At 71.6% G+C, this 13,475-nt stretch carries 11 protein-coding genes; 5 read left to right on the forward strand and 6 right to left on the reverse strand.

Going from position 1 to position 13,475, the window contains the following annotated elements; genetic code table 11:
• Positions 1–107: 107 nt before the first annotated feature.
• Complete coding sequence (locus AB0C16_RS16400) at positions 108–1,358, forward strand: FAD-dependent oxidoreductase (protein ID WP_357683392.1); 1,251 nt, start codon at positions 108–110, stop codon at positions 1,356–1,358.
• Positions 1,359–1,376: 18 nt separating this feature from the next.
• On the opposite strand, the gene AB0C16_RS16405 is transcribed toward AB0C16_RS16400, so the two are convergent.
• Positions 1,377–2,627, reverse strand: a complete 1,251-nt coding sequence (locus AB0C16_RS16405) for a C39 family peptidase (protein ID WP_357683395.1) — start codon at positions 2,625–2,627, stop codon at positions 1,377–1,379.
• A 72-nt stretch (positions 2,628–2,699) separates the two neighbouring features.
• Positions 2,700–3,179 carry a helix-turn-helix domain-containing protein gene (locus AB0C16_RS16410; protein WP_357683397.1) on the reverse strand — a complete coding sequence of 160 codons (480 nt, stop codon included), beginning with the start codon at positions 3,177–3,179 and terminating at the stop codon, positions 2,700–2,702.
• Between the two features lie 97 nt (positions 3,180–3,276).
• Here AB0C16_RS16410 and AB0C16_RS16415 point away from each other — a divergent pair, with 97 nt between their 5' ends.
• A complete protein-coding gene (locus AB0C16_RS16415) occupies positions 3,277–3,543 on the forward strand; it encodes a DUF3040 domain-containing protein (RefSeq protein ID WP_357683399.1) in 267 nt (88 codons plus the stop codon).
• A gap of 22 nt (positions 3,544–3,565) precedes the next feature.
• Here AB0C16_RS16415 and ctaD read toward each other — a convergent pair whose 3' ends face one another.
• The 4 genes from ctaD to fdxA form a co-directional block, all read right to left on the reverse strand.
• Positions 3,566–5,335 (reverse strand): cytochrome c oxidase subunit I, encoded by a 1,770-nt coding sequence (gene ctaD, locus AB0C16_RS16420; RefSeq protein ID WP_357683402.1) that lies wholly within the window; start codon positions 5,333–5,335, stop codon positions 3,566–3,568.
• A 14-nt stretch (positions 5,336–5,349) separates the two neighbouring features.
• A complete protein-coding gene (locus AB0C16_RS16425; RefSeq protein ID WP_357683405.1) occupies positions 5,350–6,027 on the reverse strand; it encodes a hemerythrin domain-containing protein in 678 nt (225 codons plus the stop codon).
• 194 nt (positions 6,028–6,221) lie between these two features.
• Positions 6,222–6,947, reverse strand: coding sequence for a helix-turn-helix domain-containing protein (locus tag AB0C16_RS16430; RefSeq protein WP_357683407.1), 726 nt, complete (start codon positions 6,945–6,947; stop codon positions 6,222–6,224).
• Entirely contained in the window at positions 6,944–7,285 is a 342-nt protein-coding gene (fdxA, locus tag AB0C16_RS16435; protein ID WP_357683410.1) for a ferredoxin, read from the reverse strand. Before fdxA ends, AB0C16_RS16430 begins: the two co-directional genes overlap by 4 nt.
• Positions 7,286–7,588: 303 nt before the next feature.
• On the opposite strand from fdxA, the gene AB0C16_RS16440 reads away from it, so the two are divergent.
• From AB0C16_RS16440 to AB0C16_RS16450, 3 genes are all read left to right on the forward strand, one after another.
• Positions 7,589–8,263, forward strand: coding sequence for a hypothetical protein (locus AB0C16_RS16440; protein ID WP_357683413.1), 675 nt, complete (start codon positions 7,589–7,591; stop codon positions 8,261–8,263).
• A gap of 154 nt (positions 8,264–8,417) precedes the next feature.
• Complete coding sequence (locus AB0C16_RS16445) at positions 8,418–9,080, forward strand: hypothetical protein (RefSeq protein ID WP_357683416.1); 663 nt, start codon at positions 8,418–8,420, stop codon at positions 9,078–9,080.
• A 47-nt stretch (positions 9,081–9,127) separates the two neighbouring features.
• Complete coding sequence (locus AB0C16_RS16450) at positions 9,128–13,450, forward strand: HAD-IC family P-type ATPase (RefSeq protein WP_357683418.1); 4,323 nt, start codon at positions 9,128–9,130, stop codon at positions 13,448–13,450.
• Positions 13,451–13,475 lie beyond the last annotated feature (25 nt).

Here is a 13,475-nt window from a genome sequence, read left to right on the forward strand (position 1 = left end):
CGCGCCCGAACAAAAGCCGCTTTAGTGCTTGTCCGAGATGTACAGCACATTTTCGCTCCGTACGGGTGATGCTCGGTCCTACACGGATATGTGAGAGCGGAGTGGCAATGAGCATCGACGGTGGGCCGCGTACGGCAGTGGTCGTCGGCGCCGGTGTGGTGGGCCTGTCCACCGCCTGGTTCCTGCAGGAACGCGGTGTGGACGTCACCGTGGTCGACAGGGACGGCGTCGCCTCGGGCGCGTCCTGGGGCAACGCGGGCTGGCTGTCCCCGGGGCTGGCCATCCCGCTGAACGAGCCCGGCGTCCTGCGCTACGGCCTGCGCTCCCTGCTCGACCGGGACGCCCCGCTGCACGTGCCCGCCACCCCCGACGTGGGGCTGTGGTCCTTCCTCGCCAAGTTCGCCCTGCACTGCAACTGGAAGGACTGGGGCCGCGCCGTACGCGCCAACCTGCCCTTCAACGAGGAGTGCCTGGAAGCGTTCGACGTGCTCACCGCCAACGGCGTCGAGGCCCCCACGCACGAGGCCCCGATCATGGCCGCGTTCCAGAACACGCGCCAGGCCGTCGCGCTCCTGCACGAGCTGCGGCGCATCAACGACTCCGGGCTGGAGATCCAGTACACCGCGTTCGAGGGCGACGAGCTCCGCGCCCAGCTGCCGCAGCTCTCCGCGCGGGCCACGGCCGGGATCCGGCTGGACGGCCAGCGCTACGTCGACCCCGGCGAGTTCACCCACTCGCTGGCCCGTGCCGTCACCGACCGCGGCGCCACGATCAGGTCCGGCTTCCGGGTGACCGGCGTGAGCGAAGGGACCGGCGGGCTCACCGTCCGGTCGGACACAGGCGAGTCCGTCACGGCCGACGCCGTCGTCGTGGCCACCGGCGCCTGGCTCAACCAGCTCGGCAAGGCGTGGGGCGTCCGGGTCCCGGTGCGCGCCGGCCGTGGTTACTCGTTCACCGTGCCCACCGACCAGCCCGTGCCCGGGCCGATCTACCTGCCGGCCGTACGGGTGGCCTGCACGCCGTACCAGGGCAAGCTGCGGGTGGCGGGCACGATGGAGTTCCGCGACGCCGACGCCCCGCTGTACCAGCGGCGCGTCGACGCGATCATCGCGTCCGCGAAGCCGCTGCTCAGCGGCGTCTCCTGGGAGGAGCGCACCGACACCTGGGTCGGCCCCCGCCCCGTCACCCCCGACGGGCGGCCGCTCATCGGCGCGACCCATGCCCCCGGCGTGTACGTCGCCGGCGGGCACGGCATGTGGGGGTTCACCCACGGCCCGGCCACCGGGCGGATGCTCGCCGAGCAGATCACGACCGGCAAGCAGCCCGCGGCCCTGCGGGAGTTCGATCCCACACGGTAACCGGCGACGCGGCCGGCATCACCAGTTGGCGGGCAGGCCCGGCGTGGACGCGGGCAGGGCGCGGCCCGGAGGGTGGATGACGTAGACGACGCCGCCGCTGCTGGAGCTGCGGAGCCAGACGTTCTCGAAGTCGGCCCGCGGGTAGACCCGGCGGACGGTGGCGTTGCTGGAGGAGGCCGGGTCGTTGGCGATCACGTCACCGGTCGAGGTGAAACCGACGACCACCATGATGTGCCCGTCGGTGCCGTATCCCGCGCCCGGCAGCTCGTTCTTCTTGAACGACTGCGAGGTGATCACCGGGATGCCCGCGGCGATCAGGCGCTCCAGCTCCGTGAGCGAGCGCAGCCGGGTGACGAAGCCGTCCAGCCCGTAACGACCGGCGTAGGCGGTGTTGAACGGCCAGTTGCCCGCGCCCTCGTAGGCGTGGTCATAGGTGAAGCGGGCGGCGTGGTCGACCTCCGGATCGGGGTCGGACGGGTCGACCCAGGAGGTGTCCTGGGCGCTCGGCCACCGGCCCCAGTAGCCGAGGACCATGGTCGTGGACGTCGGGCTGCACCAGGCCTGGCCGCCGCCGTCCCATTCCGGGTAGTGGCCCCGGTGCACGTTCTGCGAACGGCGGGGCACGGCCAGCTCGGTGCCCCACGCGCCGCCGCCGGGGCTGACCGGGACTGTCTTGCGCTCGGGCACGTTCGAGGCCATCGCGCCGAGGGTCCGGACGCGCGGCCGGACGGTGGAGCCCGGCTCGCGATAGAGCGTGAGGCGGAGCTGGTAGGCCTCGATGCGCCTGCCCGCCGCCGCGACCAGCGTGTCCACCGCCACGGTGGCGTCGGCGTCGCCCTGCCCGGGCACCGACGTGCGGCGGATGTCCTGCTCCTCGTAGGCCCAGCGACCGAGCACGTACCACTTGGTCAGCCCGACCGTGTTGCGAGCGCGCGTCTCGACCTGCAGCCAGCTTCCCGGTGGCACGTCGGCCGTCCAGGAGGCGATCAGCTCGGTGGCCGGGAAGCCGACCGGCCGTTCGGGGCCGGTCCAGCGGGCGTACTCCCACAGCCGGGTGCCGAGCGCGTCGGTGTAGGAGGTGGTGCCGGCCGGGGTGGCGAACGACAGGCCGTCGTCGGCCGTCGTGCCCTCGGAGGTGCCGGAGGCGAAGTCGGCCCGCTGGAAGACGACGTCCGTGGTGCCGGCGGCGGGTTTCACCCCGGCCGAGACGGGAGCCGTCAGCGTCGTGGCCAGCAGGACGGTGGAGACGAACACGGTCAGCATGCGCATGGGCCCACCTTCTCGGACGGCGCCGGATCTGGCCGAGGGTAGGCACATCGGGCATGTCGCGCATCGGGCGATCTACGTATGGGTCTCCGGGGGGTCGCTCTCGCTCGGCGTGAGTTCCCAGGTGGGCGGCAGGATGCCGGGACCGAGGCGTCGCAGCTCGTCCCGGTGCAGCGCGCCGAGGTGGGTCATGACCCGCTCGCCCGCCGAGGTCAGAAGCACGCGGACGGCGCGGGCGTCACCGGGATGCGCCGCTCGCCGCACCAGATCCTGGGCCTGTGCGCGGTTGACCAGCTCGACCACGCTGTGGTGGCGCAACTGGAGACGCTCGGCCAGCTCGCGGACGAACGCCCAGTCGCGGCCGGGGAAGCCTTTGAGGGCCAGGAGCAACTGGTACTGCTGCGGGGTGAGGCCGGCCCGGCGCACGGTCTCCTCGCTGAAGCGCAGGTATCTGCGGATGCCGAAACGGAAGCGAGCCAGCGCCTCGTAGTCCTGCTTCGTTAGAGGTTCTGGTTCCATCCGCTCGTCTTCCATCGTCTGTCCGGAAGTGGCCATATTCGTCACTATATTTCAAATATATATCGTGTTACGATACATATGCGTACCCGGGCAGGTCAAAGAGAGACCGGGTGCCGCCCCCAGGAGGTGGGTCATGCTCAATGACCGCGAACGCGAGGCGCTGCGCGAGATCCAGGAGCACCTGTCGGCCGAGGATCCCGACCTGGTCCGAACCTTCGAACGGCCGCCGCGCGACTCCCACTGGATCGTCTACACGGTCGCCATGGTCCTCTCGGTGGTGCTCAGCCTGCTCATGCTCGCGTCGGGATCGCTGATCGGCGGGCTCGTGTTCGCCACGGGGGCGGTGCTGGCCTGGCTCGGCAGATCGCAGCGCTTCGGCGCGGACGACCGCCAGAACTGAGCGGCCGCCCGCGCCCGGGCGATCAGGTCGCGGACTTCCGGACGGTGTCCGGCGCGCTGTCCGATGCGGTGTCCGATGCGGTGTCCGATGCGGTGTCCGATGCGGTGTCCGATGCGGTGTCCGATGCGGTGTCCGATGCGGTGTCCGATGCGCTGTCCCGCGCGGTGTGCGGATGGTGCAGGTCGAAGGCGGGCCGCTCGGACCTGATGCGCGGGATGGCGGTGAAGTTGTGCCGGGGCGGCGGGCAGGACGTGGCCCACTCCAGCGAGTTGCCGAACCCCCACGGGTCGTCCAGCAGCACCTTGCGCCCGTTGCGCGCCGTCTTCCACACGTTGTAGAGGAACGGCAGCGTCGAGGCGCCGAGCAGGAACGCGCCCACGGACGAGATCTCGTTCAGCGTGGTGAACCCGTCGCCCGGGCTGTAGTCGGCGTAGCGGCGGGGCATGCCGAGCATGCCGAGCCAGTGCTGGACCAGGAACGTGGTGTGGAAGCCGACGAACAGCGTCCAGAAATGCACCTTCCCCCACGTCTCGTCCAGCAGCTTGCCGGTCATCTTCGGCCACCAGAAGTAGAACCCGGCGAACATCGCGAACACCACGGTCCCGAACACCACGTAATGGAAGTGGGCCACCACGAAATAGGTGTCGGTGACGTGGAAGTCGAGCGGCGGCGAGGCCAGGATCACCCCGGTGAGCCCGCCGAACAGGAACGTCACCAGGAAGCCCAGCGAGAAGAGCATGGGCGTCTCGAAGCTGAGATGGCCCCGCCACATGGTCCCGATCCAGTTGAAGAACTTCACGCCCGTGGGCACCGCGATGAGGAAGCTCATGAACGAGAAGAACGGCAGCAGCACCTGCCCGGTGCCGAACATGTGGTGGGCCCAGACGGTCATCGACAGGCCCGCGATGGCGAACGTGGCCCCGACCAGCCCGAGATAGCCGAAGAGCGGCTTGCGGCTGAAGACCGGGATGACCTCGGTGATGATGCCGAAGAACGGCAGCGCGATGATGTAGACCTCGGGATGCCCGAAGAACCAGAACAGATGCTGCCAGAGCATCGCGCCGCCGCTGCTCGCGTCGTAGATGTGGGTGCCGAGCTTGCGGTCGGCCTCCAGCGCCAGCAGCGCGGCGGCCAGCACCGGGAAGGCCATCAGCACCATCATCGAGGTCAGCAGCACGTTCCAGGTGAAGACCGGCATCCGGAACATCGTCATGCCGGGCGCCCGCATCCCGATGACCGTGGTGATGAAGTTGACGGCGCCGAGGATCGTGCCCACACCGGCCAGGCTCAGCCCCATGATCCACAGGTCGCCGCCGATGCCCGGTGAGAAGGCCGCGGTCGACAGCGGCGTGTAGGCGAACCAGCCGAAGGCAGCCGCGCCGCCCGGGGTGAGGAACCCGCTGACCGCGATCAGCCCGCCGAACAGGAACAACCAGTAGCTGACCATGTTGAGCCGGGGGAAGGCGACGTCCGGGGCGCCGATCTGCAGCGGCATGATCACGTTGGTGAACCCGGCGAACAGCGGGGTGGCGAACAGCAGCAGCATGATCGCGCCGTGCATGGTGAAGAGCTGGTTGTACTGGTCGTTGTCGACCAGCTGCATTCCGGGCTGGGCCAGCTCGGCCCTGATGACCATGGCCATCACCCCGCCGATCAGGAAGAACCCGAACGAGGTGATCAGGTAGAGATAGCCGATGACCTTGTGGTCGGTGGTCGACAGCCACGACACCAGCAGCCGGCCCTTCGGGGCCGGGGACAGGGCGGCGGGCGTGACATGTTCGGTGACGGCCATGCGGACCTCCGGGGTCACTTCTCGAGGCGGTAGGTCACGCGTACCCGCCACCGGTCCGGCCCTGCCGCCAGGTAGGCGAAGCCGTAGTCGCGTTCGGTCGCCGCCAGCCGGCGGCAGAGCAGCTCGGGGTCGCGGCGCGAGCACAGGTCGAGCCGCTCACCGTGACGCAGCCGGTAGAGCCGGTCCCGGACCGCGTCGATCATCCGGTCGACCGGCAGCGCGTCCAGGTCGATCACCGGCCCCTCGGTGAGGGAGTACCAGCGGTGCGCGTGGCCGCCGAGGGACGTGGTCGAGCTGGCCGGCCGGCCGGTGCCGGCCAGCGCCGCCTCCTCGGCGGTGAAGTGGCGGTCGAGCTGCGTGAGCAGGTCGCGGACGATCACCGCGACCCGGGCCGGCGAGCGAGGACCGTCACCACGGGCCGTGCCGGTCACCACGTCGACGCAGGCGCGCAGCCGGGCGTGGTCGCGGGCCAGCCGGGACAGCTCGGGCACCGCCTCGTGGGCCGGGAACAGCAGCCGTTCCTCGTCGCTGACCTGCCTGATCAGCTCGGCGCGGAGATAGCCGGCCAGCGCGTTCAGCTCCCGGCCGGGCCATCGGTCGCAGGCCGTGACGTCGAGCACGTCGTCGACCCGCTCGGTGACCTGCGACAGCAACTGGGCGTGTTCCGCGCTCAAGGTGGACTGGGCCTTCATGATCCGTTCCTCTCGTACTCGGCCGAGCGAGGCGACGCGAGGCGACGCGAGGCGACGCGGGGCGACGCAAGCGGACGCGGGGCGACGCGGGCGATGCGGGCGACGCAAGCGGACGCGGGGCGACGCGGGCGATGCGGGCAACGTAAGCGGACGCGGGCGACGCGGGCGACGTAAGCGACGCCCGGGGCGGGGCATCAGCGCTGCTCGGTGGCAGGGCCGAGGCCGGTGACGACGCACAGGTCTGGACGTACGAAGGCGTGCAGGCCGGGCGGCGGGGCATGCGGATCGAGGCGGGCGAAGGTCGCGCGGAGCAGACCCCGATGCGCGCCGCAGACCACCTCGGGATGGGCCCGGGCGCTGGAGCGGAACGGGCAGGCGTGCAACAGGATCCGCCCGTCGGAGGTGCGCTCGGGATCGAACCCCATCTCGGTGAACATGGCGGTGACCACCGCTGACGCGTCGGCCGCCGGGCCGGATCCGTGGAAGGCCGCCGGGCCGGATCCGTGGAAGGCCGCCGGGCCGGATCCATGGCCGGGCGGCGGGCCGAGGCGGCGGTGGGCCCAGGCGACGCCCGCCTGCTCGGCGCGTTCGGCGCGGCTCTCGGGGGAGTCGTCGAGCCCGGCGGCGAGCGCCTCGGCGAGTTCCTGGTAGGGGCCGTGGTCGGGTTCGGCCGCCCAGGTGGCCGTGTAGACGGCCCGGGGCCGGCCGCGGCCGCCGCCGCGCCGGTGGGTCTCGGTGACCAGCCCGGCCTCGGCCAGCGCCGACAGGTGGAAGCGGACCGTGGTGACGTGCAGGCCGACCAGGTCGGCCAGGCGGTGGGCGTCGAGCGGTTCGGTGGAGCCGCGCAGCCGGTCGAGGATCTCCACCCGGCTGGGCACCGACAGCACCTCGTGGGCCCGGGCCCGGTCGTGGCCGTTCACGGCGCCGCCGGGTATCCGGCCACGAGCGGGGTGTCGACCCCGAGGCGCCCTAGCTTGGTCGCCCCGCCGGGTGAGCCCAGCGGCCCGTCGCGGCCGGGCAGCGTTTCGGTGAAGAACGCCGCGTTGTCGGCGGTGAACATGGTCCACCGCTCGGGCAGGTCGTCCTCGTAGTAGATCGCCTCGACCGGGCAGACCGGCTCGCAGGCACCGCAGTCGACGCACTCGTCCGGGTGGATGTACAGGGCCCGGGCGCCCTCGTAGATGCAGTCGACCGGGCATTCCTCGACGCACGCCCGGTCCACGACGTCCACGCACGGCTCCGCGATCACATAGGTCACCGTCTCTCCTCTCTCAATATTTAAAGGATCTCCATCCTTTTAATTAAGGTCAATATGGCTGGACGGTGACCTGGCTCACGCCCCTGGTTTCCGTACCGGAAGGGCGGCCGGCCGTCTGACCCTTTCCGGAGCCTTTTCCTGTTCGGGGAAGTCTGTGTCGGTGTGGCGTCGTGAGGCGTCATGGGGTGACTGTAAGCATCTGAACCATCACGCCAGGTTCGCCTGGCGGGCAGGCGTGGGCTGCATGTCCGGCCAGTGGTTAGTCGCGGCCACGGGCCGCGTTCCGAAAGGAACGGTGCTTCCATGTCCACACTCAGTCGCCGAACCAACGCTCCGGCCCCGCGCGCCCGCCCGGCGAGCAACCGGTCGATCAGGGGGCTGGCGATGTTGACCGTGGCGGGCTCGCTGTCGGTGTCCCTCGCCATGCCGGCCGCGGCCTCACCCCCCGACGACGAGACACCGACCGACATCAAGAAGAAGTCCAAGGCGGTCGGCAGGGTCCGAGATGTGGCATGCGCGCCGCACGTCTTCTTCAGGGTCCGTTCCCTCCAGCCGAGGAACTTCTTCATCCCCCGCACCCGCTTCATCGACGGCCCGGGTGGCCAGATGACGGTCTCGGTCACGCGGGAGCACGAGGTGCGCGCCTTCATCGAGACCGAGAACGAGAAGCTGAAGTCGGTGACCATCGACGATGTCGTCAAACAACTGCGCCAAATGCTGCTCCCCCATCTCGAGGTGCGGCACATGGTCTTCATCGGCCACGACTACACGCAGAAGATCAGCAAGGGCATGTACGGCAACATGTGGTACCGCGTCTTCGGCTACCGCGTCGGCTGGTCGGCGTGGCAGCAGCTCGACAACTGCCGCAAGGTCAGGGTCACCGCCGGAATCGCCAACATTCCGGCGAGGGTGGAGGGCTGGCGCTACTGGGAGACCAAGCACCCGATGTTCCAGGGACGCCTGCTGTCGCGCAAGTGACTCCGTAGATCGATTTATAGGGCCACCGAGAACGCCTAATACCTTCTGTCCGGAATAGCGAGACGAGAGCAGGAAAGAGACATACGGAGAGTCGCTTGCCGCGGATCTCTCCGTCCTTGGCCCTGGTCAGGGATGGAGCGCTGGAGGAGGAGCCATGGCGGAAACCAAGACGCGCCCGTCTCAAGAGCGGCCCGCGTCCGAGAAGAACGGGCACGCCAAGCAGTACACCCTGGGCCTGCCCATGATGACGATCCAGTTCCGGCCTCCCGACGTCCGGTTGCCGCACGTCAGCCCGCCCGCGATGCCTCACGTCACGATGCCGCACGTCAGCAGGCAGGAGCTGGGCCAGGCCGTCGACATCGCCAGGTCGTTCATGCCGCCGCCCGAGCGCCTGGCCTACTACGGCGCGCTCGGCGCGCTCGCGGTGTTCGGCGTGCTCGAATGGCCCGTCGCGGCCGCGATCGGGGCCGGCGCGATCATCGCGCAGCGCTCCCGGAGCGAGGGACCGAGGCCTCCGATCCGCAAGCCGGCGACGACGCCCGACACCGCGAGCAGGACCTCGGCCGGTCAGCCCGCGGCCGCCGGAGGCAGGGCCGCGGCGACCACGGGCAGGGCTGCGGCGACCACGGGCAGGGCCGCGGCGAGCAAGGCCGCCACCGGCAGGACCGCGGCGGGCAGGACCACCGAGGGCAAGACCGCGACGTCACGGAGCAGGGCGTCCACCGCGGCGAGCAAGGCCAGGGCGTCCGCGAGCGGGGCCGCTGCCACGGCGAGCAAGACCCCGGCCTCCCGGAGAAGGACGTCCACCACCGGCTGATCCCGGGGCACCCATCCGAAACGAGAACACCGTCGATAGGAGGCCGCATGGCGGTGTTCGATCAACTGTCCGCCGGCAAACTGCTGAACATCCTTCCGGAACCACTGCGCGGTCTCGTCCCGCGCCCCCGCCACGTACGGGAATGTCCGGGAGGAGTCCGCGTCGAGTTGCGTAACCTCGGCGGGCCGGGCACCGAGCGGGAGGCGCGCGCCCTCGAGGAGCGGCTGCTCGCGGCGGGCGTGGCGCGGGCCGAGGTGAACGGGGCACTCGGCGGCGTGTTCGTCGCCTGCGACCCGGCCGCCGTCGACCTGGACAAGCTCGTCGAGATGGTCGTGGAGTACGACGAGGGCGAGGGGACCTCGGGTGTCGCCCGGGTGCTCGACGGCATGGAGCAGGAGACCCGTGCCGCGGCGAGCCTCGCCCTGAACATCGTCGGCACCGGGCTGGCGGTCACCGGTCTGATCGCGCGCATCCCGAAACTGCCCGTGGTGGCGCACAGCCTGCTCGCGGTGGCCGACGAGACCCCGCGCCTGCGCCAGGAGGTGGAGTATCGCCTCGGCAAACCCCTCGCGGACACGCTCCTGGCCACGACCCGGATCGTCGCCAACGCCCTGGCCGGACGGCCCGTGACGATGCTGATGGACTCCGTCGCCGCGACGGGCCGGTACCTCGCGACCCGCGCCGGCGCCCGGGCCTGGGCGGAACGTGAGGAGGAACTGGCCGCCAACTCCGGAAGTTACCGGCACATCCCGGTCGCCGAGACCCCGCGCCCCGCTCCGCTTCCCCGCGGGCCCATCGAGCGGTACGCCAACCTGGCCAGCGCGGCGGCACTGGCCGCGCACACCGTTACCACGGCGGCGAGCGGCGACCACCAGCGAGGGCTGTCCCTGCTCATCGCGGGCCTGCCCAAGGCGACCCGCCTCTGCAGGGACGCCTTCGCCAGCGGACTGGTGCGCGCCCTCGCGGCACGCGGCGCGATCGTCCTCAATCCCTACGCCCTGCAGCGCATGGATCGCGTCGACACGGTGGTCATCGACGCCACCATGCTCACCACGGGCGGGTGGACGATCGACGACGTCCACACGCTGCTCCCGGACGTCGACCTGGACGACCTGCACGCCCGGCTCTACGCGCTCCTCGACCTCGCCGACCCTTCGGCGCGGTGCGAGAGCGACGGGTGGACCGCCGAGCCGTGGGAGGAGACGCCGGACGGGCCCACGCAACCGGCGCGGTGGCGTGAGCGCGAGGTCCGGGCGGTCGCGGTGTCCCATCAGGGCACGCTGGTCGCCCTGGTGGGACTGGCCAGGGAGCTTCACCCGATGGCCGAGGCCCTCGTCGCGGCGCCGAAGGACTCCTGCACCGTGATCCTGGCCGGTGGGGAGGCCGGTCTCGTCCGCCGGCTCGGCGTGGACCGGGTCGTCGAGGGCGGATCCCGGCTGGTCATGTCGGTGCGGATGCTGCAGTTGGAGGGGCGCGGCGTGGCCCTGGTGTCCCAGCGGTCGCGGCGCGGGCTGACCCAGGCCGATCTGGCGATCGGCGTGCTCGGCCCGTCGCGGCGGATCCCGTGGGACGCGGATGTGGTCGGTGAGCTCGACGGAGTGCACCTGTTGCTCCGATGCCTCCCGCTGGCCCGCCGGGCGAGCGTCCGAGCCGCGTGGGTGGCGGCGACGGGGGCGATCGTCGGGACGGGGCTGGCGTTCCTCGGCCCCGCGCCCACGGTGATCCGGCGGGTCCAGGTGGTGCGTGACTGCACGTCGGCGGCCGCTTACGTCGCCGGGCACTGGGCGGGGCGCGCGGCCGGACGAGGCGCGCCGCCCGTCTACGCCGACAACACGCCCTGGCACGCGATGGCGGCGCGTGACGTCCTGGCCCGGCTCCAGACCTCGCCCGGCGGGCTGACGGAGGCGGAGGCGTCGAGCCGCCGGACGAAACCGGCGCCGGTGACGGACTTCGGGCCGAAATCCCTGCTCGGCGCGACCGTGGAGGAGCTCGCCAACCCGCTGACCCCGGTTCTCGGCGCGGCCGCCGGGGTGTCGGCGCTGGTCGGCTCGGCCGTGGACGCGCTCCTGATCGGCGGCGTGATGGGCGTCGACGCCCTGCTCGGCGGGGTCCAGAGGCGGGGAGCCGACCGGGCGCTGCTCCGCCTCACCGAGATCACCGCGGTGACCACACGCCTGCGCCGGCCCGGAGGCACCGTGGAGGCCGTGGCCGACGACCTCGTGCCGGGAGACGTGATCGAGCTGCGGGCCGGCGACGCCGTGCCGGCGGACGCCAGGGTGATCAAGTCGTCGGGGCTGGAGGTGGACGAGTCCACGCTCACCGGCGAGTCGCAGCTCGTGGCCAAGACGACGACGCCGACCGCGGCGCCGGCCGTCGCCGACCGCAGCTCGATGGTCTACATGGGGACGACCGTCGCGGCCGGCCACGGACTCGCGGTGGTCGTGGCCACGGGCGAGCTGACCGAAGCGGGCCGGACCGCCCGGCTGGCCCGGCAGGAGGCGCCGCTCAGCGGGGTGGAGCTGCGGCTTCGCGCGCTGAGCCGCCGGATCCTGCCCACCGCCGTCGGGGCCGGTGTGGTCCTGATGGTCATCGACCTGGTCCGCGGCTCGCCGCTGACCGAAGCGCTCGGCCCCGCGGTGAGCATGATGGTGGCCGCAGTCCCGGAAGGGCTGCCGTTCGTCGCCACCGTGGCGGAGCTCGCCTCGGCCAAGCGGCTGTCGAAGCGCAACACCCTGGTACGCAACCCGTCCACGATCGAGGCGCTGGGCCGGGTCGACGTGCTCTGCTTCGACAAGACCGGCACCCTGACCGAAGGCCACATCAGCCTGGTCCAGGTGTCCGACGGGTGGAGCGAGCAGCCGCTGGCCGAGGTGAAGGCCGGGCTGAAGGGCGTCGTCGGCGCGGCTCTCCGCGCGGGGCCCCGGTTCGGCGGCGGGCGGGTCATCGCCCATCCCACGGATCGCGCCGTCGTGGAGGGAGCCGAGCGCCTCGGAGTCACTCCCGAGGAGGGCCTGACGGAGTGGCACCGGGTCGACGAGCTGCACTTCGAGCCGGCGCGCGGCTATCACGCGGTGCTCGGCCTGTCCGGGGCCGGGCATCTGCTGAGCGTCAAGGGCGCGCCCGAGGTCGTGCTCGGCCGCTGCTCGTCGATCGTCCGGGACGGCAGGACGGTCCCGCTGGACGAGACGCTCGCGCGGGAGCTGGAGCAGGCGGTGGACAGGCTCGCCCGGCAGGGCTACCGGGTGCTCGCCGTGGCCGAGCGGCCGGCCTCCAGCCGCGCCGATCTCGACGAGGCCCGCATCGAGAGGCTGTCCTTCCTGGGGTTCCTCGGCCTGGCGGATCCGGTGCGCCCGACGGCGAAGCGCAGCGTGGAGCAGCTGATGCGGGCCGGCGTCCGGGTGGTCATGGTCACCGGCGACCATCCCAGCACGGCCGAGGCCATCGCCGCCGAGATCAACGCGGTCAACGGGCTGCGGGTGATGACCGGTCCCGAGCTCGACGGGCTCGACGACGACGCGCTCGCCGAGGCGCTGCCGGAGGTGGCGGTCTTCGCGCGGACCACCCCCGAACAGAAGGCGCGGATCGTGACCGTCCTGCGGCGCACGGGCAAGGTCGTGGCCGTCACGGGCGACGGGGCCAACGACGTGCCGGCGATCCGGCTCGCCGACGTGGGCGTCGCCCTCGGAGCCCGGGCGACCCCCGCCGCCCGGTCCGCCGCGGACATCGTCGTCGCCGACGACCGCATCGAGACCATCATCGACGCGATCGTCGAGGGCCGGGCCATGTGGGGGTCGGTCCGTGACGCGCTCGGCATCCTGCTCGGCGGCAACGTCGGCGAGATCGTCTTCACGCTCGGGTCCAGCCTGCTGACCAGGCGCAGCGCGCTCAACGCCCGCCAGTTGCTGCTGGTCAACCTGCTCACCGACATGTTGCCCGCGATGGCGGTGGCCGTCCGGCCGCCGAGCGCCGCCAGCCCGGAGAAGCTGCTCGCCGAAGGGCCGGAGGCCTCGCTCGGCGCCGCTCTGACGCGCGACATCTACCTGCGCGCCACCACCACCGCCGGGGCGGCGATCGCGGCGTGGACCTTCGCCAGGATCGGCGGCACCCGTGGCCGCGCGGACACGGTCGGGCTCATCGGCCTGGTCGCCGCCCAGCTGTTCCAGACCCTGGCCCTCGGGCACCGCGATCGGACGGTGTTGCTGGCCTCGCTGTCGTCGCTGGCCGCGCTGGGGCTGATCATCTCGATTCCCGGTGTCAGCCGGGTGTTCGGCAGCCGCCCGGTGGGCCCGGTGGGCTGGGCGATCGGGCTCGGTTGCGGCGCGGCGGCGGCCGTCGTGGCCGGCCTGATCGAGAAGGCCGTCGCCGGATAGTCGTCATCAGTTCATCTAGTCGTTG

It is taken from the genome of Nonomuraea sp. NPDC048916, assembly GCF_040649575.1.
Lineage (GTDB): Bacteria > Actinomycetota > Actinomycetes > Streptosporangiales > Streptosporangiaceae > Nonomuraea.